Source organism: Candidatus Bathyarchaeota archaeon (assembly GCA_026014585.1).
Classification (GTDB): Archaea; Thermoproteota; Bathyarchaeia; order Bathyarchaeales; family Bathycorpusculaceae; genus Bathycorpusculum.
The window spans coordinates 194,801-221,255 of record JAOZIA010000002.1; the positions used below are offsets into that span (position 1 = coordinate 194,801).

Here is a 26,455-nt window from a genome sequence, read left to right on the forward strand (position 1 = left end):
CATAAACTTGGAAGCCTAACGTTAAACGTTACGTTACTATAACTGGTCTTCATTAGAAATAAATCAACTGTTCGGGCTACACTGATGCTTCTTATTCTGTAACTCTAAGGGGCAACCGCCACCACAAACCTGCAATTGTCCACAATCCTCACATTTAGGCGGCGCAAACCCTCTGCTACGAAGCTTCCGCGCCAAAGGATTGTTCCAGATTTTCTCCCACGACTCAGATAATATGTTACCTAAGCTTTCAAAGTAGCTTTGACAGGGGTAAACATCCCCGTTTGGACCTACACACGCCGTAATCATCGCAGCAGTGCAAGATTTCACGCCCAAACCAAACTGCAACGGGTCAAACTGACAGTACTGCGTGGGCGTGTACCACAAAAACTTCAACCCCAACAGGTTTGCTTTGTCACGAATTTGAGGCAAAAGTATCTTCAAATCGTCCACAGTTAAGGCGAATTGTTCACTGGCATCGTTAGCCCTACCCGAATAGATTAGGCTGTTGCAACCAAAAGCGTCCACTCCAAGGCTCTTGATAAAGTCAATGGTTACCAAAAAATCGGCACTATTTTGTTTGCTTAGCGTGGTATTGGTTGAAACGTAAATTTGTGATTGCGCCGCGTTTCTTATGCCCGCAACGGTTTCAGCCCAGCTTCCCACTGCACCCGTCATTTTATCATGAACATCAGCTTTATGCGATTCAAGGGTAATTTGGACAAAATCCAGCCCTGACCGCTCAAGCAACCCCACGTAATCTTTGTCTTTGAGGCGTCGCCCATTTGAGATAAGCCCAGTCACTAAGCCCTTATCCTGAGCATACAGTAGCAACTCGGGTAAATCCTCGCGTAGGGTGGGTTCTCCACCTGTAAAAGTTAAAATGAACACACCGACCGCGCTGAGTTTATCGATAACCTGCTTCCACTGCACCGTTGATAATTCTTCAGTTTTGTGTGGTCCTCCCGCGTAGCAGTGTACGCAGTTGTTTTGGCACTGGAAAGTTAAAGCCAAATCCATCCTAAGCGGGGCGGCATACTGGTATGTGAAAGGTTCTTCCTTTTCAATTTCCAAAAACGTGACGGGGTCAATTTTTTCGGTTTGCGCCAGCGTGCTGATGTTGTAGACCAGTTTTTGGTAGTCATCTTCCGCAGTTTTGGCGTTTACACGGTACATTTTACCAATTTTTTTAACCACTTCATTTTGTGTTAATCCTTGCATGAAGTAGTATGCATAAGCGGTTGCGGTCTGGTTTAGGTGCAGAACAGTGTTGGCATTAATCACCATAACGCCCCGACCACCAGCTTCAACTCTAAGTTGCAGTGACATGCCCGCGAATTTGTCTTTTCCTCGGTACATGAAGCGTCCAGTGGGAATTTTTTCTTTTTTAAACAGACTCATTAGTGCACACCTCCACCCGCACAGGCACAAGCACAAGACACACACGCACACGCGCAAGCACACGCTGCACAGGCGCAAACGCAGTCGGCTTTGTGATGGGCTGGTTCATGGCTGGTTTTTGGCGGAGGCGAAACGATGGCGTTGGCGAATTTTTCAAGGTTTACCACGATGCCGTTTGCGGTTCCTTCCAGGGCGGTTGCGACGTTGTTAGCGAATTCTGCCCCGGGAATTGCGGCTGGTTGTGGGGTTTGTGTGGGTGATTGGATGTTTGGGTGAATTGTTGGGTGAGGGTGATAGATGGTGTAGTTGTACCACCACCAGAACCACAGCGGGTTTGGCATGAAAACTCGGTTTTGAAAAGCGGTCTCAGTTTTGGTTTTCTGCTCGGGGTCAAGCATAAGCCACAGTAGCTGCTCATCGTAAGCGTTGGATGCCAACTCAACGGTTCCAGCCTGCGTCACCTGAGTCCATGCCTCCGCTACAATTCTGCGGTAATAGTCCACTGTGTCTTTTCGACTAAACCCCTGCATTTTCTGCTCAACCGTTTCCTCCAAAAACGTGACGGCAGCCGCAAGCTTTTCCTCATCCAATGTGCCATCAGATTTTAGCGCGCCTAAGAAGTCAATTTCGTAGTAGCGCAGTGGCGTGTCTTTGGGCCCAATTTTGTCTTCGTATGGCGGGAGAACTTGGAGCTTTAAGGGTTTTGCTTGTTGTGCCCAGACTGCTTTTTTCTTAAGCAGGCTGTAGAGAATTTCGGTGACGATTTGGGTAGGTTTTAGCCCAAGCAGATATGATGCTTCAGGAGCGGTTAAGCCACGTTTTATGCCAAGGGTTTCCATGCTGATTTTCGGAGACGAATACTTAGCTTTACGGGCAGCACCTATCGCAATAATTACTGCGATAACTGCAAAAAATACAGCCCCAATAATAATGAAAAGGGTAAATGCGTCAAATCCAAAACCATCAGACGACGGATTATAATCTGGCAGATACCTGCTGGGAAAAGAAACGCCTAAAAGCCACTGCTCATTTGCCTGCAAAACAGGTTTTTCCCAGTAAACCGCCAATCTACCCTCAACCGTAGAGGTGCCATTGTAGAAAGCGTCAGCAGGAGTTTTAACCTCATCCACGGGGACATCTGGCGGCAGAACGATTTGAACACGAACATCACTAATTGGCACAGACATCCATTCTGGCGCGAATTGCATGCCAAAATTGCCCGGGTTTGTAGTGTCATTGTAAATCATTCCTGCGACGTTGGTGGTTAGGGTGAACCAGATGCTTTCCCCAGCGGTCAGAGGCTCATTTAATTTTACGTTTACTGCATAGTTTGAGCCGCTACTTGCATCGCTTGTTTGCAGTGTGTTTCCGTACTGGTCAAGAGCGGTGCCTCGTGTGAAGTCGGCTTTGGGCTGTCCAATATCGATGGAGCTGATTTGGTTTCCTGAATGCAATGTTAATGTTAGATTGTATATTAGGTCAATTGTGCCGTCTTGGTTAATGAAAATCTGTGCCCATTGATGGTCAAAACTGTACACTCTATCCTGCGCATCAGCAAACCCAACCATGCACAAGGCAGCTAAAACAAGAATAACTACCAAAACAAACGCTCGTTTTACCATTTTGGTTCCTCAGTAACTTCAAATGTTGTGCCGCAGTAAGGACAAGTCGCGTAGGGAACACCTGAGACAATTTTGATTTTGTTGGCGTCAACCGAGGCGGAGCAGTTGGGGCACTTAATTGCGGCACCTGCCATTTTCCCTGAAAGCTCAAGATGCTGAATAACTGTTTTTGGTTTGCGTTCTATGTAATAGACCGCTAAAATCAACACTAACCCCACCGCGAAAAGTATGCCGCTGGTTGCCAGCCTTGACGTTGTTGCCACCACGGAGGCGGCGAGCGCAAAAATTACTGCAAAAAACAATGCGATACATGCTGCAATGGCTCCCAGCACTGAGAAGATTTTCATTAAAAAACTGTAACTGACTTGCAGATTTAAATGTTAACCCCAAATAACGCTGCAACCCATTTGCGGGTTAGTTTAGAATCCACGGGTACCTTCGCCTAACAACCTCAACCACGCTCTGCACAGGAACTATACCTTCTTCACAGATTAAACCATGGATATACTTATGCGGGGTCACATCAAAAGCGGGGTTTCGCACGCAAAGCCCAACTGGCGCATCTTTCCAGACTTCCTCGGGGCTGCGTTGCTCAATTTTTTCAGTTGCACCCTGTATAGTTTCGGGGTTAAACTTGAGCAGTTCCGAAACCACATAAAACGGCTTACGCGCCTCATTAGCCAACACGGCGATGCTGCCTGTGCCGATTTTGTTAACCACATTACCCTCAGAAGTGATGCCATCGGCGCCAACGATAACCATGTCCACCTGTTTCATGAAGGTGCGCGCTGCTGAATCCACAATAAATGTTGTGTCCACGCCGAGTTCCACCATTTCGCGGGCGGTTATTCTGCCTTGGAAGGCGGGGCGGGTTTCGGTGCAGATTACCTTGAAAGTTTTGCCGTCGCGTTTGGCTTTTGCAAGCAGCCTTGTTGCGGTTGTTGAGTGGCAATGGGTGAAAATTGTCATGCCGTCTTTGATGCGTTTGGCTCCTGTTTCAGCGATTGATTCGCGGGCAGCATTCAAATCTACAAGGAATTGCTGGACGTTAGCATCGACTGTTTGGGTTAAATCCGCAATTTTTTCGTGGCGGCTGGCTTGGACTTGGCTGATTACCCACCTTACCGCGTTACGCATTAGTGGTTCGGTATCGCGGGTGGCAAACAGCACTTTTTGCGCCTCTGAAAGCTCAGCAAGAAATTCGGTTTTGTTTTTGGCGTTGGATTGCGTGGCGCCTTCTTGGAGAGCTTGTACTGCGGCGATTGCCACGTTTCTTGCTCCTTGAACTTGGAGCTTGCGGATTTTGTCTGCGACGGCATCTACAATTTCTTTCATGGCTGGTTCACTTAGGAGTTGGGCAGTGAAACATATAAGCAAATTCATAACAAGAAGATATCGAGGCTTATGCTAACCCAAAATGAAGCCGTAAACAGCATCCTGCAACCCATCATTGGACCATGGTACACTTCGCTTGAAAACCCACAGAAGGCACAAGAACAAGTTTTAGCTGAACTCTTAACGAAATACGCACAAACCGATTACGGCAAAACCCACAATGCAGCAAACACAAAAACCATCAGCGAGTACCAGAAAAACTTTCCAATCATAAACTACGCAGACATGCAGCCCTATCTTGCAAAGGTGAAAAAGGGCAATTTTAGGGCTTTTTTGCCTGAAGCACCTGACTGCTGGGTTATGACGCGGGGTTCAACAGGAAAAGCCAAGGTTTTGCCAGCGACGCCCACGCATCTGAAGCAGATTTTTACCTGCGGCGCAAGAGGCTTAATCAATTACGCGCTGAAAAAGGAGAATTTTGAGGTGTTCTCAGGGGTTATTTTGAATTTGAATTTTCCCTCCAGCGTGCACGTGATGGATCAGAACGGCAAAGAAGTCACTTACGGGTACAGTTCAGGAACGTACGCACGGCTAAACCCAATGTTTGACCGTGTGAGCCTATTGCCAAGGCAAGAGGAAATTGATGCTGTGGGCTCAGGGATTGGAAGGGCTGATTGGGAGAAACGTTTTGAGTTGGTTTATCAGAAGGCAAAAAACCAAGATGTTACGGCAACCATGGGAGTTACACCCGTAATTTTATCGTTTGCCCGTTACATGCAGCACAAACACGGCAAAAAACCCGCTGACCTCTGGAAGTTGCAGGCGATGTTTTGCACCAGCGTTCGCAAAATCCATTTCAAGTATGGTCCTGTTTTGAGGAAGTATTTTGGTGATGTGCCTATTGTAGAGATGTATTCGGCTACTGAGGGCGTTTTTGGGCAGCAACTGGATGATTTGCCTTATATTTCGCCTAATTATGACGCGTACCTTTTTGAAGTGACAACCGGCAGGGGCGTTAAGATGTTGTATGAGTTGAAACGTGGTGAATGGGGTAGGCTGGTTATTTCAAGCTGCATGTTCCCACGCTACGAAATCGGCGACATGATTGAGTCGGCAGGTAAAAATTATTTCCGTGTTTTCGGAAGAAACAAGCCCCTTGTATTGCTGGAGCACCGTCTGTACCGAGCCGTGGTGGGCTGGCTTATTTAAGATATGAGCGGGCGAGGGTTTCGTTTTCTAGCGGTCCGCGAGACAATCAAGGCTACAATAAGGATAACTATTCCAACGGTTAGCAAAGTTATGGCGCCAATCACGTTTGCAGGTATAAAGTTTAGAAAACTCAGGATAGCAAATCCGCCGATAATAATCATCACTAACCCCCCGATTAACCAGCCGACATAACTGTACTCGCCTTTTTCATGTTTTTCGCCTTTTTCGTTATGCTCATTTTTCTCGTTTTTTTCTGCTTTCTCATTTCGGTAAGGCTGTGGCGGAGCAGGCGGAATTGGCGCTTGCCCTTTCAGTGACGCCCCGCATTTGGGGCAGAACATCATGTTTTCGTCGACCTTGTTGCCACATTTAGGACAGAATGACATAATTTTTGACCCCATTTATTTTTAGCAAGTTTAAGTATTTAAAATATTCATTGAACGCTTGTAATGAAAAAATTTATTTTCAAGAAGAATAACTAGCAAATGACTACGTCAGGAAGAAAAATTGTCAGTCAACCAGCATTTAAAAAAATTGCAGTTCCAGCATGAATGGATATTTTCTTCTGTGTCTTTTGGTTCAGTGTTGATTCTGATTGGAGCAATCTATCTTGCGTACCCAGGAAACCTTTTTGATGACATAATAAACTTCTTCAAAAACTTCACAATCACTCAGGTTCCATCAACATCAATTTCTCTGCCAGCACCCGCAAACCCAGCCACCCACATTAACCTGTATCGTGCATGGTTTGAGTTCTGTTTAGGCGTAGGCGTTATTGAAGTCATAATTTTATTGCTTAGATTAATGTTTCATTCGTTGCACAGAAAAATTGCTGAAAATGTTGGAAACCTTGTTTCATGGTTTGGCTCTGCATATCTTGTCTCGGTTTATCTTGTAACATCTCCGTCGGTTACTAACTGGTTTGTGTTTTGGGCAGGAATAATTATGGTTATGGGGCTTTCGCTTACTACGCGAGCATTTGTTGCGTTAGGTTACAGGTGGAAACGACAAAGAGACAAAACCCGGTAAATATTTGAGGGGTTACTTCTTTTTAAAATGGATAGTCCACCAAAGAGAAATAACTTGCCTAAACATGCTCCATGAATCATGGAACAGTTTAACTTTGGTGTCACTGCCGCTTATCCAGTCCACAGCAATCTCTTTAACCTTGTAACCACTACGTTGGGCACGCACAAGGATTTCTGTATCCCAAAACCAGTGTGGAGCTTGCACTTCATCGATGAGTTTTAGGGTTGGTTCTCGTTTGAAAGCTTTAAAGCCGCATTGATGGTCTTTGATTTTTGAACCTAAAAATAGGCGAACCAAAAAATTGTAGCTTTTAGAAGCTAAGCTTCTTGTGCCGCTTCGTTCAACCTTGCTTTGCTGCAACATTCTTGAGCCAGTTGAGAAATCGTAGCCTTCAATCTTTATACTGTCAACCAGCTCTTTTAGATAATTAAGATCAGTTGCCAAGTCAACATCCATGTAAACAAATATTTTTCCTTGAGATTTTTTGAAGGTAGCATTAAGCGCTCTGCCTCGTCCAAGACGTTGCTCACCGTGGATATGTTTGACTTGAGGCATTTTTTTAGATAACGCATCTGCCAGCGTGTCTGTGCCATCGGTGCTACCGTCTTCAGCTACAATAATTTCGTAAGTGTAACCTGTTTCTTTGAGCGCTTGGTCAACTTGCAATACAGCAGTCTCCAACTGTTTTGCTTCGTTGTGGGCTGGAAAAACCACGGAAACATCCACTAATTCATCAAATTGTGAAGTCATTGTTATATTACCCATACCGGGTTTGTGTTGCTTGTAAATTTGTCACCGCAAATATTCTTCCATATAATCAATGGCTTATAAAAAACATTTCCGAGATTAAGATAAAAAAGGTAATTTTACTTCACGGATAGTTTTAGAAAAGCCATCCGCTAAACCATTTCAAGCTGTCAATTGTAGAGGTTGTTGTGGGTTCACCTGAGATTACAGGGTAAAACAGTACAAACATCGTGACCACCAGTGCAAAATAGAGTAAGGTCGCTAGTTTTCCTATGGGGTGGCGCCATATCTTGTTTATGAAGTATGTTGTTGCCAGCATCATAAATGGTATACATAAGTAGAAATGATAAATGAAGACCACTCTGGAAATCAAAATGTAGGGTACCCACTGGATAAAAAAGAAAGTCAATATGAAAATCGTGGGTAAATTGATTTTTAAAGGAACCTTGGGGGCATCATTTTTGTTTGCGCGCCAGTTTTTAATCAAATAATATCCTCCTCTGCCCAAAAACAGTCCTGTAAGAGCGAGCACCGCGGCGAATCCAACCCACCAAACCGCAGGGTTACCCAGCAGCACAATGGTTGATTTGAAATTGTAGGGTAAACTTGCAGACTCAAGCCATAAAGGAACATGAGTTGCACTACTGAAGGGGTCAAACATTAAAGGCCAAGTGTACCATGGAGACGAAAATGAGTGAGTTGCAGTTAGCTGTGAGTGGTAACTGTACATTCCAACTTGCGTGTTAAGCACATCAAGAAATGAGCGACCGGCAAGCATATCAGGAATGTATAGTGCAAAGTATATGGCAGCGGCGATGAAGAGAAACCCTATAAGATATGAGTAGGGATGGTTTGTGAAAGCGTAAAATCGGTCGTACAGTTTTACGTTTAAGGCTTTTACCTCTTTAAATCTCAACGCTGCCAAAATCAGCAACTCCGCGATTAAGCCGTATAGCGCAATCCATTTTGTTGCAAAACTAAGCGTGAAAAAGAGCACCGCCAAAAACAGTGGCACAGTGCTTGTTTGCCAGCCCTCTTTGAGAACATTTCTAAAGTAAATCAGAAAAAGCAGTTGTGAAGCCACTGAAAAGAACACAAGATACGTGTCAGCCGTGCCCATACGTGCCATAGTAAAGTGCATGAAGTCAAAGGTTAACAGAAACGCCGCTGAAAACCCGCCAATCCAAGTTCCAAACAATTTCTTACCCATCAGGTAAATCAACGGAATCATAAGCATAGCAAATATTACGCCCATGATTCGCCAACCAAACGGGCTGAAACCAAACGTAACTATTCCTAAGGCTTGAATGAGTTTGCCCAGCGGGGGATGCGTCCATTCGTAGGGTATTTGCAGGTTCAGGTACTGTTCGGCGGTTCGTACAAAGTAGATTTCATCAAAATACGTGTTTGACATGTAATCACTGGGGTACTGAATCATGGTTTGCTCGTCAAAGAAGGCTTGAAAGTTTGGGTTGCCAGCGCCTAAATTAACCAGCGATTCTATGGGAACTGTTTGATTGTTTTCGTCGATCACTGCGATTTCAGCGATTGTTGTGTTATAGGTGCCTACCGTGCCAAAGTCGAATCGTAGGTATTGGGTAACTTGGGGGATGCCTTGTTCATGCCATTTATAGTAGTCCTCTTTCCATTGGCTACTTTCATAACGCCAAGTTACATAGTAGGTTGCGCCATTCCAATTATCAGGTGTCCCAACTTGTGTTGAAGCGTTTATGGCACCGCCTTTAAGCAGAAAAACCACCGATTTAACCTCAACTGGATGCCCAAAATCTACATAGAAACTTTGTCCATCTGATGCCGTGAGGGTTGTTGTCGGAGTCTGTGTGTAACCCAAATTGTAGGTGGCAATTGAGAGGAAAACTATGCAGAGCAAAACAATAGCGGTTATGTCCCGCTTGGTTACGTTTAAGTCAAAATGTATTTTTGCCCTGTTATGGATGAAGTTAAGAATTGACAGGTTTTCCTCCTGACGGTTTGATTGAGTCGTTGGATTGATTCTTCCTGTTCATTATTAACTCATCCAGAGCAAGCACTATACCGTATAAGAACAGTATTAAGTTAATAACACCTACCACTAGAACCACTGGGTCACCTGTAAGGTTAGGTCCAACATTAGGGTATGATGTTCTAAGCCAGTAGAGAACGTACGCCTGATTTACAAATAATGTAGCAGTTATTCCAATGTATAGTGGTCGCGTCTTTTTGAGAAGCGGAAACATCAATGCAAGCATACTTATTGCTGGAAACAGGTAACGCTCGTGGATTCTGGTTGGAAACATAAAGAAGGCAAACAGCAACATGAAGGCCGCAAAAAACGCTAAAACTTCAGTGGAAACGTTAAAGCGCTTATGGACAAAGTACAAAATAAACGCTGCAACGGAACCAAACATTACCCAGCCTATGACAAAAAAGTTGGCGTCAGAAGCCCACATGCCAACGAGTCCCCACAAGTTGAAGGCGTTAATCGAAGTGTAAGTGTAGCCTTGATAGGCGCCAAAGTAAATGTTGCTTAGAAAACTTACAGGATTCCCACTGGTTCCCCAGTCAAAAGGCAAAACAGTAATGAAAACTGTTGCTACAAATATTGCAGTGGAATAAAGTAGTTTTTTGATTCCGCTTTTTTTATAAATTAAAAGAGCTACAAGCGGCAGTAAAGCCACAGCTTGAGGTTTAGTTAAGATTGCAACTGCCATAGCTACAGCTGAAAGTTTAGGATTAGACTTCAACGCTAAAATAAGGGACAACATAAGGAAAAACGTGTAGATTGCATCAAACTGTCCCCAAACGGCGGCGTTGTAGATTACGGTGGGGTTGAAAGCGTACAGTGCAGTGGCTAATACTGAAAGCTTGAAGCTAACGTGTTTTCGTGTGTAGAAAAAAATTAGTGCTGCGGTTGCTAAATCAAAAAGGTTGGGTAACAGCTTAACCCAGTTATCAATGTGAATTATTGGAAACGTTTTTGCGAATGCGCCAATTATCCAAAAGAAGTAGATATTAAGTGGTGGATAGTCAATAAAGGCTGAGTTAACATAAAAAGGTCGTATGCCCATCGCGAATGCGTTTTGAGACCAAATTCTAAAGTCAGTAGTGTCAATTTGGTAACCTTGCTGTGAAAACAATAAAAGTCTAATAATAAAGGAGCAGGCAAGTAAACTAACCAAAACGGCTATTTCGCGTCTATTTAACTCAAAGTTGAACAGCCTATTTCCCCTTTGTGCTCAAGAGTTATGTTTAAGCGCAGATAAGAAGTTTTTGAACCCAAATTTTTGTTCTTATGAATTTTATCAGCAGAACATGAAGCAATTATACGCTTTAGGTTTTCGCATTTATTATAAAATCAGAAGAGTGCCTTAAAGTAATCAACCGTTAATAAAAATGCTTATAACATAAAACAATATTTTTAATGCTTCAAGAACTAGCGGGTTCTCGAAAATGGCACAAGACATAGATACATTAATCGAAAACAAAGAAAACCAAATCTACCCCTTCAATGCAACCATGGAAAAACTAAAACTGGACTTCCTCGCCCAAACAACCTGCTTTGCCAGAGAATGGTACCGCAAAACCATCAAAGAATACATCACCAAATACCCCGAAGTAACCCTGAAAATGAAAGAAGAAAAAATAGCCAACATGAAGACAAACCTAAACGAGTTGGTCTTTAACGCTGAAAAAACAATCCAACAAGCCATCGATAAACCCGAAGTTTGGTGGCACAAAAAACCCAACCCAACAACATCAATAAATCAGTACGTCCAAGTAGCTGATAAGTACCCTGAATCTGTCGACTGCGCGGTAAGATGTGCTCTTGGACAGTTAGGCATGATTTTGCAGGATTTCGGCTTTCAAGTAACCGCTGATGGAAACGCAGGAGAGTTTGGTGAGTTCTGGTTTATGCAAGTAAAAGACACCGAACAAATCACACCATATTATCCTCACTTGCTGGATTGGACACCTGAAATGCAACAAACAATCCAAAAATACAATATACAATATGCATCTGCACTGGAAATCTTTAAGGAGCTACATGAGCTTAAAGAAGAAAAGAAACGCCAGCAAGCCTTAGAACGTTGGGACTCAATGTAAATTATTTTCCAAAACTAACCGCTGCATACCCAACCACGCTTGAATAGTCACCTGAAACATCACCGCTATTGTGGTAATTGAGCATTTTAGCTTTAGCACCCACACCAGTGGCATAAGTTATCAGCGATGTTATTGGTGCAAAACCGCAGGCAGTTATGTTTTGGTTTTCCACAGTTTCATAAAAGCCTTTAGAATCTCCTTCAAGTACAAACTTTAAGGCAGCTTGGTCTTTTGCAAAAGCCACTTTGGCAGGTTCATAATGCGTCATGTCAGATGAAGCGATAACCACCGCGTTTTTTGTATCCAAAGTTTCCACCAGCGCCCTGCCGACCTCCACTGCACTCTGATAATCCTGCATCTGAAAACAGATAGGCACAAACTTGAAGGAGTTTCCGTAGAGGAACTGTAGAAAAGGCAACTGTACCTCTATTGAGTGCTCAAATCTGTGAGATAACTCGTCAACTTCAACCACGCGGGTTTCTTTTAAAATCTCATCGGCAACTGCAGTGTCAACTTGAACATTACCAAGTGGGGTTTGCCATTCACCTTCACGCATCAACCCAAGCGCACTACCATACCCTGTGTGGTTTGGACCTAAAATAATCACGGTATTAGGCAAGCCATCCACAGCTAACTCGTAATAAGCGGATGCTGCAACAGCACCAGAATACATGTAGCCCGCATGGGGACAAATTAAACCGACTAAGCGTCGGGGATGAATATGCAAGTTAGGGGTGGGAAGTTTTCCTGGACCTAAACTGCTTAGAAAACAAGATTTAAGTTGGGATTTGAGGGGTTCGGCGTCGCCTTCGTAAAATTGACCGGCAACAACTGGACGCCGAATCATAGATAGCTAACCTTCCTCATCATCTTCTTTGGTTATTTTGGCTTCAAAGTCTTCGATGGATGCTACTGGGTCTTTGTCTGGTGCGATTTCACCGCGTTCGCGTAGGATTTGGCGTGCGAGGAGCCAGAATATGACTGCTAATGCGCGTCTGCCTTTGTTATTGGTTGGGATAACAAAGTCTACGCCTGAAAATTCGTTGTCTGTGCTACATAATGCAACGATTGGTATACCGACTTTGCTAGCTTCTTTGACTGCTTGCGCGTCTGCGCGTGGGTCAGAGACAACAATGATTTCTGGGTCAACTCTGTTTGGGTATTGTGGGTTTGAGAGTGAACCTGGGATGAATCTGCCGATGATTGGGGTTGCGCCTGTTAGTTGGCAGAACTTTTTGATTGGTTCATGCGCGTAGAGTCTTGTTGCTGTAACCGCGACCTTTGCGGGTTCATAGCGGGACAGGAACTTGGCTGCAACTCTGATGCGGTCATCTGTCTTTTTTACGTCCAGTACAAATAATCCGTCTGGGCGGATTCTGTAGATGAAGGGTTCCATATCAAGGGTTTTCATCCTTGTGCCGATGTGAATACCTGCAGAGAGCATTGTGTCACGTGGAAGCAAAAGTTCTTCAGTTGGTGGCTGAACCTCAATTTGCTCTTCTTCTTGTGTTTCTTCCTCAGCTTCAGCTATTTCTTCTTCAACTTCAACTGGGACTTCTTCTTGAACTTCTTCTACCTGCTCAACTTGTTCTTCTTCGGCTTGGGCTTCTTCTGGTTGTTCTTCCTCTACCGGAATATTTTCTTTTGATTGATCTTCTGCCATACATTATCTCTTCTTTTATCGTACTTTTAAATCTGCCATTTTGGCACGTGTATCAAGGAACTGCTCGATGCGGATTAACTCGTTGAGTTTCGCGATTCTTGCGCCTTCCACAACGCCTGTTTTGATTATTGGGCATTTATAGGCAACCGCAAGGTGAGCTATATGCCAATCGGTTGTATCACCGCTTCGATGGGACACAACTGGCTGGTAACCGTGACGCTGAGCCATTTCGATTGTTTCAGCTGCATCGGTTAAGGTTCCTATCTGGTTGACTTTTATTATGATTGCGTTTCCAGCGTTAATCTTTATTCCATTATTTAACCTTTCAGTGTTAGTTGTGAATAAATCATCGCCACAAATTAAGCAGTTCTTTGCCTTTCTGGTCAATTCAGCAAAGCTTTCAAAGTCTTCCTCATGAAATGGGTCTTCAACATAAGCCAAGTGATACTTCTCGATAAGTTCCAGCATGAACTCAAGCTGCTCGGCAGTATCACGTTTTTTGCCTTCATTACTGTAAATGTACTTTTCCTCTCGCGCCTTCCAAAATGATGAAGCCGCAACATCTAAACCAAAGCCACATTCAAAATCCATCTCATTGCCAGCTTCCTCACAGGCTTTTGCAATGACCTCAAAGGCATCCACGGTGTCAATGTTGGCTATCCAGGCACCTTCGTCGCTTTTGCCGCCGTTGAAGGTGGTGCTTTTCTTTTTTAGTGAATCCCCAATTTTCTTGTGAATCAGGGCGTTTGCGGTTACAGCTTCTAGGAAGGTTTCAGCACCATAGGGCAGTGCTAGATATTCTTGGATGTCGGGGGCTTTGCCTCTTGCGTGTGCGCCGCCGCTTATGCAGTTGCCAAGTGGATATGGCATGGTTGTTGCTGCGTTTCCGCCCAGAAACTGGAATAGTAATTGTCCATGTGAGTTTGCGGCTGCTTCGGCGTTTGCAAGCGAAATTGCAAATGCAGTGTTTCCGCCGATGTTTTTGAAGTCGTTTGTGCCATCAAGCTCATGCAGTGTGCTGTCGATTTCTTCTTGAAAATCAGCATTTAACCCTGCAAGTTCAGCCGAGATTATTTCATCGACTTTTTTTATGGCTGCGTCAACGCCGCCTGTAGGATAGTACACTACTTCGGCTTTTCCACGGCTTTTTCCTGCGGGCGCTGCGGCTCTTCCGAATCCGCCTGTGGTTATTACGTCAACTTCTATGGTTTCTTCTCCGCGGTTGTTGAAAACTTTTCGTGGGATAAGGTCTTCAATGACTGATGACACGTTATCGTTCCTCAAGAGGCTATAACTTTTATCAACAGCTTATTTTATGTTTCGGAACCTCAAAACCATCAGAGACCCCTAACCCGCATACTACACCGCCCTAACAAAGAAAACTTGCCGTTGAAGAGACCCCTCTATGGTTTCTGCAATGAATTTCTAATAGGAACCAAATAGACCTGTTAGCTCCCCTCTCTATGTTTCTGCATACTTTGGCTATTAGGCTCCAAATAGGTTGGTAAATAGAACTGTTGGTTGCTAAGTCTGCGAGGCTTTGTGGGTGTGCTTAAAATGATACACCGTAACGCCAGTAACTGCAATAACTGCGCCTGCAACAGCAACTATAGCGGTCGTTGGAAAAGAGGATTGCTCATCACCAGAAGAACCACCAGTTGGAGTACTTGTTGACACGGCAGACGGATTATCATTGGCGGAGGCAGTTGGAGGGAGAATGGTGGTCACCAAAGGAGTATTGCTATAGCCGAAAGGAATGTATCGTTCAACTGTGGCAAGAGGCGGTGTTGGGTTTATGTCTTCTCCTTTGCCACCAATTGCATAAATAACATCATCTACAACTGCAACACCCAACCATCCTCTAGCAGTAGGCATAGCAGCACCCTCACTCCACGAATCATTTGACGGATCATAAACCTTGTTCCAACTCTTAAAAAAAATGCCATCAGTACCACCTAATTGATAAAACCTCTGCGGAGCAAAAACACCCGACGTAAGAACACCACTTGAGGACGGATTCCAAGCACCAGACTTTATAGCCCAGGAGTCATTAACAGGATCATAAATTTGCATGTCACCAGCTATTTTATGCTCGTTGTGTATACCTATTACCCAGATTTTTCCGTTAATCACAGTTGAAACATAAGACTGAGTGGCTTTAGGTAGAGGGGTTGCTGTTGTCCACGAATCAGTGGCAATGTTATAAACTTGATTGGCGTTAGTAGAATAACCCGTCGAGGCATTATTTAGTTGTCCGCCCATCACGTAGAGTTTTCCGTCAACAATATTTGCGCAGATATACCATACGGGAATAGGCAAATCTGCGATTGATGCCCAGCTGTCGGTTTTTGTATTGTAAACAAAGTTTGCCTGTACCTCTCCCATGCCGCCAACGCAGTATATTTTATTCTCATAGGCTGCAATTCCAAAATAGGCTTTGTTTTTCGGCATTGGCGTTTTTGTTGTCCAAGTATCCGAAGATGGATCATACATTTCATTAACTCCGTCTCTACCGCCGATGGCATATATTTTGCCATCCACTACAGCAACGCCTAAACCTTGCCTAGCTGTAGGCATAGATGTCATGGTTTGCCAAGTGTTTTCTAAAGTGGGTGTCTTGGCATTTACGTGTAAAAATGGACATAAAAGCACAATAGTTAGAAGTGTAACTGCGAACGCTAATTTTCGAAATTGCCTCACCTACAAACCATCAAATGATGCAATAAATACGCTTTTAAATTTTATCACAAAACCCCCAATCACCCATAACCCTGAATTACAAAACTTTTTCAGCTCAATTCACCTTTTTTATACAAACTTAATAATACCCAAGCCAAACGGCCTGACTAACTCAGGCTCCACCAAAAAAATAGCAAAATCATTTCTTTGTGATAGCTCCGATTTGTTGTTATCGCCATGTAACTGCAAACACTTTTACCCCCAAAAACGCCCAGATTACCCAGAGGTTTAATTTTGGTTTTGATTGAAGGGCTCAACCTTAAAGCTGAATGTATCCCCAAAACCCAACTAATCCAGCAATGGAAAACGCTTAGCCAAGAGCCAATGCCTAAGATTGCAGCGTTTAGGGTGGAAGATGAGGATTTTGAGCACGTACTTTTGCGTCTTAATTGCCCGGAAGATTTGGAGAGGGAAATTCTGGAGTGGGGACGCACGCTGACACGGGAAGGTACAGATGCGTGTGTGTTTAACGGGGAAGAAAATCTAAACGCGGACTATATCATTCTGGTCAGGCAGAACCCGTATCACTCGTTCAATGAAATCATCCGCCATGAACTCGCGCATATAGCAAAAGGCGACCTATAACTACGCTTTAATCACGGTTTTTGCGAACAGCTCCAAGTTAGCAAAATCGGGTAGGTCACTGAAAAACAGCATAAAATACGAAACACCCAAATCTTCAAAAACAGCAAGCTTCTCCCTGCACTCCTCAGGTGTACCCGCCAGATTTGTTTTCTTAAAGTCCTCAAGGCTTGTTCCTTTCTGCATTAGTTTTTCTGCGTGGGCTTTGAAGCTTTTTTGGTCTTCTCCTATAACGACTTGGTAGCCGGGCCAGCAGGACTTCTCGATTTCTTCAAAGTTTCTGCCAACTTCTTTGCAGTGACGCTCCAAAACGAAGAGTTTATGCTGGTACTCTTCAAGTGTGGGTATGAAGCCCCAGTCGAAGCGGTCGGCGTATTTGGCGGTGACTTTTAGGGTTAGTTTTTCGCCGCTTCCTCCAACCACAAGGGGCGGGTGTGGTTTCTGGAGGGGTTTGGGTTCACAAACGGCATTTTTGAGCTTGTAATATTTGCCTGAGAAATTGGCGGTTTGCTCTGTCCAGAGCTTTTTCATAATTTCTAAAGTTTCGCCTAAACGTTCAATACGAGATGCAGTTTGTGGAAAGGTTATGCCGTAGGCGTTGTGTTCCTTTTTTTGTACGCCAGCCCCGATGCCCACGTCAAGCCTTCCATTTGAGAGGATATCTACGGTTGCCGCCATTTTTGCCAGCAACGCAGGATTGCGATAAGGGTTGCAGGTCACCATGGTGCCTAAGCGGATTTTGCGGGTTTGTGTTGCAAGTGCGGAGAGGGTGGTCCATGCTTCAAGAATGGGCATGTTTTTGTACATTAGGTGGTCGTCTATCCAGACGGAATCATACCCCAGTTTTTCACATTTCAGCACGATTTGTTTTAGGGTGCTGATTTGCTCTGCTGGGTTGGATGGCATTTTGTAGCCGTAGAAGGGGAGAAAAACCCCAAAGTTTAGTTTGCCCAATGAGTTTGACCTCGGTTTTTTTGAGTTTAGCTTGGCAGAGCCTCTTTTTGTATTCGCCGCAGTAACTGTTGCCCCCATCCCAACATTGGGGTGTTACTTTGTTGCATTCTTTGATATATTCACATTTGTATAATATGCTATCAACTTTTTGTTGAAGGTCCCTTAATAATATTTTAATTGCCCCCAATAGCCATACCTTCTAACACGAGACACAATATAGTAAGAATCAAGATATAATAAACTATTGTGTCAAACACCCAACCAAACAAACCAAAAAACAACACATAACTATTTTCCAGTTAAAATCTACTTTTTGCTTAGATAAGTAATTATAATTCCCAAACCAAATATTATCTTTAAACACGCCGTTGATGATGAAAAATGCCAGACAAGTCCTCTTCACCCATCGACATATTCGGCTTAATTTCAGACAGTGCTGAGAAAGAGGAAAAAACCGAAGAAAAAGAACGGCAAGAACGACGCAAAGAAATGCTCGAGCCAACAGGAGTTAAAGAAGTTTTCAGTGAAGGCAAAATTTCAATTAACCCCTACACTTGCGTCGGTGTACAATGTAAATATTGCATAGATGCTTGCCCAACAAACGCGCTTTACTGGAGCAATGATGGTGTAAAAATTATTGAGGACCTATGCGTTTACTGCGGTGCCTGCGTGATGAGTTGCATGGTTGATGACTGCATACAAGTTGAGCGAAAACGTGAAGATGGCACGGTGGAGAAGTTTGGCAAGATACCGCGGGTTGTCTCTGTTAATGACAAGCGTAACAGTCAAAAAAGCCACAAGCTTGTAACCTCGTTTTTCCAGGAGATGCGGGCTAAAGAAAGACGTAAACATCAACTTCAGGCTAAGCCTTGATGTTTTTGTGGGTCTAGCGTTAACTCTTATATTTACCGGCATGTTTAATGCATATTATAGTTTGAGAGGGAAAAAAATGAAACTAGTCACAGTCCTACTACCAGAAGCCTACCTTGAAGGCTTAGATGAACTTGTAAGGTCAAACATGTACCCAAGCCGCAGCAGCGTCATACGCTCAGCCGTACGCGATCTGCTAAAGAAAGAACTCTGGGAAAACAAACGCGGAAGATAAAACACTTAAAACCGCGTACAACTACACAACCGCGACGCCACAACTGCTGGGTCAGATGCAGAAACAATTTCTCTGCCAACAATAAGATAACTTGCACCAGCCTTAACTGCTTCTTCAGCACCGCCGCCCTGCGCGCCAACCCCCGGAGAGTAAATCGGCACTTGGCTGCCAAGGATGGCTTTGACTTCAGCGATTTTCTGCGGAACCGTCGCGCCAACAACCACTCCGTCGGCACCCCATTTAAGGGCTTTTTTGGCAAATAAGAGGTACTGGCTGGTTTTTTGGCAGGTTTCTGGGTCGATGATTGTTTGCCCGTAGCCTTCAGATGCGCCTTTATGGCTCATATAAGTAAGGAGGATAACTCCAGGGTTTGAGCGACGTGCAACTTCAAAAAGCGGCTTTAACCCCTCATCCCAACCAACAAACGGATTAGCGATAATCGCATCAAACCCCGCAGAGAAGTAGTAATCCGCAATCACCTGATTCGTGTTGCCAATATCGTTAACTTTTGCGTCCATAATTGCCAGCATTCCTGCGCCGCGAATCTGCTCAACCAGCTCGGCCACGCCATCAAACAAGCCCAGCGGCAAAGTGAGGTGATGGTTGAATTTAACTGCGCAAACGTAGGGGTGGACGGCTTTGAGGATTTGTTGGGCTTTTGAGAGCATTTTGTCACGGTTAACGTTGGCTTCGAATGGAAAATCCAGTGCTAGGACGATTTTGGAGTTTTTGCTTTTTGCGGCTTCCTGCATTTTAACCTTAAAGGACACGGGTATCACTGTTGTAACTTTGGTGTTTGTGGTCATAACCTTTACGGTGCCACAGGTCCCTGTTGGAGATTTTTAAGTCAAGGGGACTGTAGGTGAATTTTCACAGTCACATACATTTAAGAAGATTTTACCACATAATTAAAAGTTAAGATTCCCTTTGAATAGAGGTGAGTGATTTGGCGCGAAGACAAAACAGGGAAGACATGGAGAAGGAAAAAACGAGTGTGTCTGAGACTGGTCGTCTGGGAAGCGCAAGAAGCAGTCCACGTGTTCGAAAACTGCTTGAGGAAGAAAACGAGCACGAACAATAACTGCTAATTTAGGGGATTTTTTGGAGGTGAATTTTTGAGCCAAGCAGTCAAACGCAAAAGCACACCAGAAACAAAAGCGGGGCAATACATGTGCCCGGAATGCGGAAAAATTTTTGATGATAAAAAATCCGTTGATAAGCATCGTCGCGAGATGCATGAAGAAGATTTACTGTCTACGCATGGTCAATATTATAGTGAATAAAGTGCATTTTTTCCTTGTAGTCTTGCTGTTTTTGGTAACTAAAGATTTTAGTAGCAACAACCAATAGTTTGGCTAGGTTACAATTGGATGGCGCGCACACTCCTAGACTATTTTGGCACACCAGAGCCTAAACAGGTTAAAGAAGAACCTAAAGCGCAAGCGCCAAAAACCCAAACACCAACCATTGAAGGCACAAAACACGTAACCCGAGAAAAACAGCCCTACCCGCCACTTGCCCCTGATTACTTGCCAGCGTCATATTTTGTTTCAGCGTTTTATGATGGACGCAAAAAGAAGGCAGTTATCAAATTATATGAGCCAGTGTCAGGGCAGATTTATTTCTGGTACGATAACACCGAGCATAAACCGTACTGTTTAACGAACCTGCCTGAATGTGACCTACAAAAGGTTAAACGCATAGTTGAGCATGAAGGCTTTGACCATTTTGAAACACAACAAAAAATGGATCCCTTAGACAACAAAATGGTTTCGGTTACAAAAATCGTTACAGGCGACCCCTTAGCCATCGGCGGCAAACCGTCTGGCACCATCCGCGATATTATCCCAGAGGACTGCCCCAAAGCCACCAACACACCAGCCGAACAAATCCAAGTTTGGGAGTCCAAAATCAAGTATTACCAATCATACATTTACGACCGCAACCTGATTCCAGGCATGATTTACCAAGTCCAAAACTGCAATCTGGAACCCGTATTTTTGGAAGAAACCAACGAGACATTAAACACTATAAAAAACCTCTTTGCAGACGCCACAACCGAGGAGCAGGAGTATGCGGAAAACTGGGCAAAACTGCTCGAGTACCCCGCGCCCAAATTCCGCAGAGCCGCCATTGACATTGAAGTTTACTCGCCCTTGTCTAATCGTGTACCTGACGCAAGAGAGGGAGCGTGCCCAGTTATTGCTTGCTCAGTTTATAGCAGCGATGGCGAGCAACGGGTTTTGGTGCTCAAACGTGAAGGTATGGAATTGGGCGACCCCTCATTGACGGCGGGCATGGAAGTGGAGTACTGCGAAACCGAGGAGGAGCTCATCCGAAAAGTCTTTGATGTCTTGTGGGAGTACCCCTTCGTTTTAACGTTTAACGGTGACGATTTTGACCTACGCTACCTTGTGCACCGCGCCCACAATTTGGGTTTTTACAAAAAAGACATACCAATCGAAGTTGGCAAACGCGTCTGCCTCCTCAAATATGGCATTCACATTGACCTATACAAGTTCTTCTTCAACCGTTCCGTGCAGATTTACGCGTACGGCGGCAAATACAAAGACGTTAGCCTCGACGATGTTGGTAGCGCTTTAATTGGCACCCCAAAGATCCACATTGACAAAGCCTTTGGCGACCTCAACTACAGCGAACTCGCAGCTTACTGTATGCGGGACTCAGAAATCACCTACAAATTAACCAGCGTCGAAGAAGACTCCGCCATGAAACTCATGCTGGTTCTCGCGCGCATCAGCAGCATGCCCATGGAAGACGTGAGTCGCCAAGGCGTCAGCCGCTGGATCCGCAACTTCATGCACCGCGAGCACCGAAAACGCAACATGCTCATCCCCAACGCACAAGAAATCCTAACCAAAAAAGGCAAAACAACCACCACCGCCATCATCAAAGGCAAAAAATACAAAGGCGCAATCGTGGTCGAACCAGTCCCAGGCGTGCACTTCAACGTGGCAGTTATGGACTTTCCCAGCCTGTACCCCTCCATCATTAAAGTCTGGAACCTCGGCTACCAATCCATCGATTGCGACCACCCCGAATGCAAAAGCCACATGATACCTGATACGCCACACTGGGTATGCAAAAAACAGCGCGCCATGGAAAGCCTACTGATTGGGGCACTACGTGATTTACGTGTACGCTGGTACAAAAGCCGCGCCAAAGACAAAACCTTACCGCCTGAACTGCGAAGCTGGTATAGTATCGCGCAGGGCGCGCTTAAAGTCATTTTGAATGCTAGTTATGGCGTGTTTGGCGCGGACAGCTTTGACCTTTACTGTCCCCCCGTCGCAGAAGCCACCGCCGCTATTGGACGCTACAGCATCACCCAAATCCTCAACCACTGCCGAAGCGTAGGCATTCAGGTACTCTACGGTGACACCGACAGCCTTTTCCTCAAAAACCCATCCAAAGAACAAATCGAGGATGTGGTTCACTACACCGAGCACGAATTAGGAATGGGTATCGACATGGAAAAGACGTATCGTTACGCGGTTTTTAGCAGTCGTAAAAAGAATTATTTAGGCGTTCTTGAGGATGGCAGCGTAGATGTGAAGGGACTAACGGGTAAGAAGAAGCATATTCCAATCTTTATCAAAGACGCCTTCAACAACATGAAAGAACGCCTTGCCCAAGTGAAGAACCCAGCGGATTTCGAGCAAGCCAAAAAAGACATCGCAGGCATCGTGCGACAACGCTACATGACACTTAAACGTAGAGAATGGGCAGACATTAACGAGTTGGCGTTCCATGTTGTGCTGGGGGATGATTTGGCAAAGTACACTAAAACTACGCCTCAGCATGTTAAGGCGGCTAGGATTTTGCAGAAAAACGGTAAGGAGCCACGGGCAGGGGATTTGATTAGTTTTGTTAAAGTCTTGAAGCCTTCATCCCATAGCAGTGATGACCCTAACTCTGGCGTGAAACCTGTTGAGTTAGCCTCCAGAAACGAGGTTGATGTGGAGAAGTATATTGAATATTTGAATTCTACTTTTGACCAAGTGCTGGATGCGTTGGGTTTGAGTTTTGATGAGATTATCGGGTTAACTAAACTTGAACGTTTCCTAATGTAGCTTTTTTAGCTTAATAGTTGAATTACTGCAGCTATCAAAGTAGATACAGCAACTGTTGTGGCTACTATTGCTACGACTTGCCGTTCGGTTAAAGGTCGTTTATAAGTGATTAGAGTGACAAGGCTGCGTTTGTTGTCAGAGCAAAGTTTGCCGTCTTTGATGGTCATGTGTGCTTTGTGGTGAGTGAAGAAAACCATCAACAAAATCAAGGATGAGTTGAAGATGTAGGGAATCATGGAGATGGCTAAGCTTAGTTTTAAATCAGCTATCACGGCAAAGGAGGCAATGGTTAGACCAATGGCAAATGAACCAGAGTTGCCTACGAAAAGTTTTCCCTGCAGATTCAAGACCGCAAGAATCAGCCAAAACAGTAAAGGTCCAAGCATCAAAAGATAAGATGTGGGGGAAATGATCATTAACCCTGTCAGTACAACCGCGGGGCACAAGGTTTCCAGCCCATTTAAACCACCCAGCATGTTTACTGTGTTAGTAATTATCATCACGATTAATGGAATTATTATGTAGAAGTAGGTTATGCCAAAATCAAATGTGCCAACAAAGGGTAAAGAAATTGTTGTTCGTGCATCCATGGCCTGTGCAAAGTAAATCAGCGGCAGCGCAGCAATGAGGGGCATGAAGGCTTTGTAGCGCCATTTGAGGTCCATCCAATCATCCAGCAGCCCCATAAAGCCGCCAAATAAAATACAAACTGCTAAAGTTAAGGGTGCAGAAACAGCGTTTACACCTTTCTCATAGCTTGTAAAGTACAAAAGAAAAAGGTACACAGTTGTGAATAGGACGTAGAGTACGCCTATTCCATTGGGAATTAAGGGCTTGCTGGGTTTGTGTTGGTCTGGAACCTTAGGAAACATTACCTCGCTTCCTTGCGCTCATCCCGCTGTTAGGGTTTAACTGTTCCATTAGCGATGGCTTGTTGATATCCTTGCCAGTCAATCTCATATATACCAACGAGCGGTACGAGTCCATTGTACTGATAGGGGCTTGTGTCTAAGCCTGAGATGAAAGCTGGCTTAAAGAACATTGGCGTCTCTGCGGCTACGTCAGGTGACAACACGATACCATATTGGTTAAGGTTCTCTGAAACCTCGTTACAGTATAGTTGTTTGGTGTAGCTTAGCAGTTTGTATATTGTTGAGTTTAAACCCTGGTCAGTCCACTCGTATGTACCTGATGAGGTTATGTTCTGGAAGGATGTTTCGTCTTCCCAACCCAGAGATGCGGGTATGTAACCAGTGTCTATGAATCTTTGCATTGCTGAGCCTGAAATTCTGGCCATCCATGCCCACTTTTGCTCGTCGCCGTATTGTGAGAAGCTGGCGGTGTACTGGTAACTAGTTGTAGAACTGCTGGATTGGCTGATCTGTATGGTAGTAAAAACCAGTACGTACTGTGTTCTGTCAGGGTTGTAATGAGACAGCATCTTTAATGATTGAGTTTCATTAGCCATGTAGATGAAACCAACGTTCTCTATTTGTGTACTGTTTGCCGTAGTGTTATCACACAGCGTTGTAACATTGCCAAGATAGCTTAACCAGTTGCCATAGTCCCACCAAGCAACAACCACATCTGACTGTTGAAGGTTGTTTTGGCACCAGCTAAGAGCATTGATCCATTCTGGTGCTGTTTCAGAGGGTATAATGGGTAAGCTTGCTGAACTGATTGACGTTGGCGCGTATGCTCCATGTATAGCTCTTGGTTGAGCATAGGTAGCTTGGGGCGTAAGAGCAAAGCATGACACCAAGATTATGAAAATAAACAAGATTGCAATTGCACTATATTCCTTGTTTACTCGGACAAATTTACGTTTTGCTTTCACTGAAAGATTTGATGATTCTTTGATTATAGTAAAGAATGGCTTAAGCATGTTAATGATTCCCAGTCCTACAAGGAGAGCAAAGGCTGGAGCAAATAGGACAAGTAAACGCACCATCGAAGCGGAGAAGTAAAGCGCGGAAAAACTGAAGAGAAGCAGGAAAATGTTTCTGTTCGTTGGGTTTCGTAGCACAAAGAATAAGCCAAACAGGAAAAACAGAATCATAATGCCAGTTTCATAGTAAAGGCCACCCCAGCTTGGAATTGTTTGCTCAGCTACTGATGCAATTAGGGGTGCTGCTGAACGAACTAATGGGTTTACGACTGAGATGAATTTGCCTGCAATGTCACTTAATACACCCATTGCACCCAAAACGACAAAGACACCAGCTATAACTGCAATTGAGCCGCCTGTAAGTATGGTTTTGGTTCTGGCGCTTAGGTTGTTGCGTAGAACTTCTGCGATTAGCAATAAGATGAAACCTGCTGCAACTGGAAGGATTGGTCCTCCAACAAGATAATCCAGTGAAATATATGGAACCTTAGTAGCTATAAGCAGGGATAAACCAAAGACAATGCTGTAACTAAGCAGCAGTCTAGGCGTATAGCGTCTTAGGGCAATTAGTACAATAACAAACAGGACAGTGAGGTCTAACAGGTAAAAGGCTGCACCCCAACCGCTCATGAAATAGGCTAAAGCAAGTGCAGAGCAAACGGAGTAAATTAGGGAGGAACGCAAAGTTTTGTTACCGTCAATTGCTCTTAGGAAAAAGAAAACGAACAACAATAAGCCCAAAAGTCCAGGAATTTCAGTGTCAAAGAATCCCAGAGAGCTTCGTTGAAGCCATGATGGAGCCATTGCCAAGATAAACGCTGAGAATAAGCCAAGGGTTCTTCCACCCATGTCTTTTCCGATGAAGTACATTATTAAGCATGATAATGTGCCGATTATTACGGGTATCATTGCGCAGAAGCTCATTAGGTCAACTTGGATTCCAAGTGTAGATATTATACTGTAGAGAGCTGCTGCAGTCATTGGCAGAGCAGGTAGAGATGTTTGAGTGTTTAATCCGAAGGGGAACCAAACTTGCATGTTAGTCCAGCCGTTTCCTAGGTATGGAGAAAGCAGACCGTCTTGAACCATGTGCTGTGTTAGCATGAACTGGTAGTAGGGATCAAACTCGTTTAGGTGAATGAATCCTGAAGGGATTTCCCAGCGTACTGGGAGTAAGCGAAGCGTGAAAGCGATAAAGAGTATAAGAATTAATGCTGAATATGCTAGTGCTGTGCTGTGATTTATTGGAATACGAAGTTTTCCTAATGCGGCTAAGCCACTTGAACTTTGTTTATTTATACCCACATTGAGCCATCTCTATGATGTAACTGTAATTTTCTGGTAATTATCACATTGGACGTTTATTTATGGCTTTCCAAAAACAACTGTACTATCCTAACAACACAAATCAACCATTAAACGCTAAAATAAGCCTTTTTAGGGGTTTTTTGTTTGCTCACCTTTGCCAGACAGGCTTGGCTTAGCATAAGCTTTCAAGACCTATAAGCGGTCGAGAGGATAAACAATAAGTTGCGAACACTATCTGCCATGTAAGGCTAAATTTTGCTCCACCAACTAACGCTGACCAGAAACTTAGGTTACATATTTTAGGCAGTTTGTTAAGCTTGCCCACTTCACTACTCTAATTAGTAACATCAATGCTAACATTAGACACATTGGGCAATTGTAAAATCAGACTCAAACGTTATTTTAAAGGTTTAACTTCAACGTTAAGAGGCAACAGAGACAGTTTACGACCACATTTTGGACAGTTTCCATTGTGTTTTTGGATTATTTCATCCGGAGGCTTAAGCTCAGCACCTTCATATAAAATATGGTTGCAACCATGGCAAACAATTCTCTGCGGCAATGTATGTTTCACTGCCGTAATAATGAAACAAGGATTATTTATTGGTTGCTAAACAAGGGTTTACTTGACTCCACCAAAAAATACTTAAAAATAGTTTAATTAAGCCTGAGTTAAAT

25 protein-coding genes are annotated in these 26,455 nt (G+C 44.1%); 9 read left to right on the forward strand and 16 right to left on the reverse strand.

The features are described 5' to 3' along the window. Window positions 1–63 precede the first annotated feature (63 nt). From NWF01_01200 to NWF01_01215, 4 genes are all read right to left on the reverse strand, one after another. Window positions 64–1,398 (reverse strand): radical SAM protein, encoded by a 1,335-nt coding sequence (locus NWF01_01200; protein ID MCW4023637.1) that lies wholly within the window; start codon window positions 1,396–1,398, stop codon window positions 64–66. Next, window positions 1,398–3,020, reverse strand: coding sequence for a hypothetical protein (locus NWF01_01205; GenBank protein MCW4023638.1), 1,623 nt, complete (start codon window positions 3,018–3,020; stop codon window positions 1,398–1,400). The genes NWF01_01200 and NWF01_01205 overlap by 1 nt, the downstream gene beginning before the upstream one ends. Beyond that, on the reverse strand, window positions 3,014–3,367 hold the full coding sequence (locus NWF01_01210; GenBank protein MCW4023639.1) for an FYDLN acid domain-containing protein: 354 nt from the start codon (window positions 3,365–3,367) through the stop codon (window positions 3,014–3,016). The genes NWF01_01205 and NWF01_01210 overlap by 7 nt, the downstream gene beginning before the upstream one ends. A gap of 67 nt (window positions 3,368–3,434) precedes the next feature. Then, window positions 3,435–4,355 (reverse strand): S-methyl-5-thioribose-1-phosphate isomerase, encoded by a 921-nt coding sequence (locus NWF01_01215; protein ID MCW4023640.1) that lies wholly within the window; start codon window positions 4,353–4,355, stop codon window positions 3,435–3,437. Window positions 4,356–4,424: 69 nt separating this feature from the next. Between NWF01_01215 and NWF01_01220 the strand changes: the two genes are divergently transcribed. Beyond that, window positions 4,425–5,564 (forward strand): GH3 auxin-responsive promoter family protein, encoded by a 1,140-nt coding sequence (locus NWF01_01220; GenBank protein ID MCW4023641.1) that lies wholly within the window; start codon window positions 4,425–4,427, stop codon window positions 5,562–5,564. Here the strand turns inward: NWF01_01220 and NWF01_01225 are convergent. Then, complete coding sequence (locus NWF01_01225; protein MCW4023642.1) at window positions 5,561–5,950, reverse strand: zinc-ribbon domain-containing protein; 390 nt, start codon at window positions 5,948–5,950, stop codon at window positions 5,561–5,563. The genes NWF01_01220 and NWF01_01225 overlap by 4 nt on opposite strands. 121 nt (window positions 5,951–6,071) lie before the next feature. On the opposite strand from NWF01_01225, the gene NWF01_01230 reads away from it, so the two are divergent. Continuing rightward, entirely contained in the window at window positions 6,072–6,593 is a 522-nt protein-coding gene (locus NWF01_01230) for a hypothetical protein (GenBank protein ID MCW4023643.1), read from the forward strand. A 12-nt stretch (window positions 6,594–6,605) separates the two neighbouring features. Here NWF01_01230 and NWF01_01235 read toward each other — a convergent pair whose 3' ends face one another. The 3 genes from NWF01_01235 to NWF01_01245 form a co-directional block, all read right to left on the reverse strand. Next, window positions 6,606–7,343: a glycosyltransferase family 2 protein gene (locus tag NWF01_01235; GenBank protein MCW4023644.1), complete on the reverse strand. Its 738-nt coding sequence runs from the start codon at window positions 7,341–7,343 to the stop codon at window positions 6,606–6,608. A 133-nt stretch (window positions 7,344–7,476) separates the two neighbouring features. Beyond that, window positions 7,477–9,231 (reverse strand): glycosyltransferase family 39 protein, encoded by a 1,755-nt coding sequence (locus tag NWF01_01240; GenBank protein MCW4023645.1) that lies wholly within the window; start codon window positions 9,229–9,231, stop codon window positions 7,477–7,479. 70 nt (window positions 9,232–9,301) lie between these two features. Further along, window positions 9,302–10,477 (reverse strand): hypothetical protein, encoded by a 1,176-nt coding sequence (locus NWF01_01245; GenBank protein ID MCW4023646.1) that lies wholly within the window; start codon window positions 10,475–10,477, stop codon window positions 9,302–9,304. A 313-nt stretch (window positions 10,478–10,790) separates the two neighbouring features. Here NWF01_01245 and NWF01_01250 point away from each other — a divergent pair, with 313 nt between their 5' ends. Further along, window positions 10,791–11,444: a hypothetical protein gene (locus tag NWF01_01250; protein MCW4023647.1), complete on the forward strand. Its 654-nt coding sequence runs from the start codon at window positions 10,791–10,793 to the stop codon at window positions 11,442–11,444. Window position 11,445: 1 nt separating this feature from the next. Here NWF01_01250 and amrB read toward each other — a convergent pair whose 3' ends face one another. The 4 genes from amrB to NWF01_01270 form a co-directional block, all read right to left on the reverse strand. Beyond that, window positions 11,446–12,291, reverse strand: a complete 846-nt coding sequence (gene amrB / locus NWF01_01255; protein MCW4023648.1) for an AmmeMemoRadiSam system protein B — start codon at window positions 12,289–12,291, stop codon at window positions 11,446–11,448. A 6-nt stretch (window positions 12,292–12,297) separates the two neighbouring features. Next, complete coding sequence (gene rpsB, locus NWF01_01260) at window positions 12,298–13,107, reverse strand: 30S ribosomal protein S2 (protein MCW4023649.1); 810 nt, start codon at window positions 13,105–13,107, stop codon at window positions 12,298–12,300. Window positions 13,108–13,122: 15 nt separating this feature from the next. Further along, complete coding sequence (locus NWF01_01265; protein MCW4023650.1) at window positions 13,123–14,376, reverse strand: phosphopyruvate hydratase; 1,254 nt, start codon at window positions 14,374–14,376, stop codon at window positions 13,123–13,125. A gap of 255 nt (window positions 14,377–14,631) precedes the next feature. Then, complete coding sequence (locus tag NWF01_01270) at window positions 14,632–15,693, reverse strand: hypothetical protein (GenBank protein MCW4023651.1); 1,062 nt, start codon at window positions 15,691–15,693, stop codon at window positions 14,632–14,634. A gap of 387 nt (window positions 15,694–16,080) precedes the next feature. On the opposite strand from NWF01_01270, the gene NWF01_01275 reads away from it, so the two are divergent. Next, the gene (locus tag NWF01_01275) at window positions 16,081–16,431 is read left to right on the forward strand and encodes a hypothetical protein (GenBank protein MCW4023652.1); all 351 of its coding nucleotides are present in this window, start codon (window positions 16,081–16,083) and stop codon (window positions 16,429–16,431) included. Here the strand turns inward: NWF01_01275 and NWF01_01280 are convergent, their stop codons facing one another. After that, the gene (locus NWF01_01280; GenBank protein MCW4023653.1) at window positions 16,432–17,382 is read right to left on the reverse strand and encodes a TIGR03560 family F420-dependent LLM class oxidoreductase; all 951 of its coding nucleotides are present in this window, start codon (window positions 17,380–17,382) and stop codon (window positions 16,432–16,434) included. Window positions 17,383–17,763: 381 nt separating this feature from the next. Here NWF01_01280 and NWF01_01285 point away from each other — a divergent pair, with 381 nt between their 5' ends. Beyond that, the gene (locus NWF01_01285) at window positions 17,764–18,255 is read left to right on the forward strand and encodes a 4Fe-4S dicluster domain-containing protein (GenBank protein MCW4023654.1); all 492 of its coding nucleotides are present in this window, start codon (window positions 17,764–17,766) and stop codon (window positions 18,253–18,255) included. Between the two features lie 76 nt (window positions 18,256–18,331). Next, complete coding sequence (locus tag NWF01_01290; GenBank protein ID MCW4023655.1) at window positions 18,332–18,487, forward strand: type II toxin-antitoxin system ParD family antitoxin; 156 nt, start codon at window positions 18,332–18,334, stop codon at window positions 18,485–18,487. Window positions 18,488–18,492: 5 nt separating this feature from the next. Here NWF01_01290 and NWF01_01295 read toward each other — a convergent pair whose 3' ends face one another. Continuing rightward, window positions 18,493–19,293: an orotidine 5'-phosphate decarboxylase gene (locus NWF01_01295; GenBank protein MCW4023656.1), complete on the reverse strand. Its 801-nt coding sequence runs from the start codon at window positions 19,291–19,293 to the stop codon at window positions 18,493–18,495. Window positions 19,294–19,433: 140 nt separating this feature from the next. On the opposite strand from NWF01_01295, the gene NWF01_01300 reads away from it, so the two are divergent. The 3 genes from NWF01_01300 to NWF01_01310 all read left to right on the forward strand — a co-directional run bounded on the left by NWF01_01300 (window position 19,434) and on the right by NWF01_01310 (window position 22,581). Then, a complete protein-coding gene (locus NWF01_01300) occupies window positions 19,434–19,568 on the forward strand; it encodes a hypothetical protein (GenBank protein MCW4023657.1) in 135 nt (44 codons plus the stop codon). Window positions 19,569–19,602: 34 nt separating this feature from the next. Next, complete coding sequence (locus NWF01_01305) at window positions 19,603–19,770, forward strand: hypothetical protein (GenBank protein MCW4023658.1); 168 nt, start codon at window positions 19,603–19,605, stop codon at window positions 19,768–19,770. 87 nt (window positions 19,771–19,857) lie between these two features. After that, window positions 19,858–22,581: a DNA-directed DNA polymerase I gene (locus NWF01_01310; GenBank protein MCW4023659.1), complete on the forward strand. Its 2,724-nt coding sequence runs from the start codon at window positions 19,858–19,860 to the stop codon at window positions 22,579–22,581. Window positions 22,582–22,586: 5 nt separating this feature from the next. On the opposite strand, the gene NWF01_01315 is transcribed toward NWF01_01310, so the two are convergent. Together NWF01_01315 and NWF01_01320 are read right to left on the reverse strand one after the other, a co-directional pair. Then, window positions 22,587–23,453: a hypothetical protein gene (locus NWF01_01315; GenBank protein MCW4023660.1), complete on the reverse strand. Its 867-nt coding sequence runs from the start codon at window positions 23,451–23,453 to the stop codon at window positions 22,587–22,589. A 29-nt stretch (window positions 23,454–23,482) separates the two neighbouring features. After that, on the reverse strand, window positions 23,483–25,774 hold the full coding sequence (locus NWF01_01320; GenBank protein ID MCW4023661.1) for a hypothetical protein: 2,292 nt from the start codon (window positions 25,772–25,774) through the stop codon (window positions 23,483–23,485). Window positions 25,775–26,455 lie beyond the last annotated feature (681 nt).

Coding starts and splice junctions, on each gene's coding strand:
- NWF01_01200 (MCW4023637.1), bottom strand. CDS start 1,398: ATGAGTCTGTTTAAAAAAGAAAAAATTCCCACTGGACGCTTCATGTAC.
- NWF01_01205 (MCW4023638.1), bottom strand. CDS start 3,020: ATGGTAAAACGAGCGTTTGTTTTGGTAGTTATTCTTGTTTTAGCTGCC.
- NWF01_01210 (MCW4023639.1), bottom strand. CDS start 3,367: ATGAAAATCTTCTCAGTGCTGGGAGCCATTGCAGCATGTATCGCATTG.
- NWF01_01215 (MCW4023640.1), bottom strand. CDS start 4,355: ATGAAAGAAATTGTAGATGCCGTCGCAGACAAAATCCGCAAGCTCCAA.
- NWF01_01220 (MCW4023641.1), top strand. CDS start 4,425: ATGCTAACCCAAAATGAAGCCGTAAACAGCATCCTGCAACCCATCATT.
- NWF01_01225 (MCW4023642.1), bottom strand. CDS start 5,950: ATGTCATTCTGTCCTAAATGTGGCAACAAGGTCGACGAAAACATGATG.
- NWF01_01235 (MCW4023644.1), bottom strand. CDS start 7,343: ATGACTTCACAATTTGATGAATTAGTGGATGTTTCCGTGGTTTTTCCA.
- NWF01_01250 (MCW4023647.1), top strand. CDS start 10,791: ATGGCACAAGACATAGATACATTAATCGAAAACAAAGAAAACCAAATC.
- amrB (MCW4023648.1), bottom strand. CDS start 12,291: ATGATTCGGCGTCCAGTTGTTGCCGGTCAATTTTACGAAGGCGACGCC.
- rpsB (MCW4023649.1), bottom strand. CDS start 13,107: ATGGCAGAAGATCAATCAAAAGAAAATATTCCGGTAGAGGAAGAACAA.
- NWF01_01270 (MCW4023651.1), bottom strand. CDS start 15,693: ATGACATCTATGCCTACAGCTAGGCAAGGTTTAGGCGTTGCTGTAGTG.
- NWF01_01285 (MCW4023654.1), top strand. CDS start 17,764: ATGCCAGACAAGTCCTCTTCACCCATCGACATATTCGGCTTAATTTCA.
- NWF01_01290 (MCW4023655.1), top strand. CDS start 18,332: ATGAAACTAGTCACAGTCCTACTACCAGAAGCCTACCTTGAAGGCTTA.
- NWF01_01295 (MCW4023656.1), bottom strand. CDS start 19,293: ATGACCACAAACACCAAAGTTACAACAGTGATACCCGTGTCCTTTAAG.
- NWF01_01310 (MCW4023659.1), top strand. CDS start 19,858: ATGGCGCGCACACTCCTAGACTATTTTGGCACACCAGAGCCTAAACAG.
- NWF01_01315 (MCW4023660.1), bottom strand. CDS start 23,453: ATGTTTCCTAAGGTTCCAGACCAACACAAACCCAGCAAGCCCTTAATT.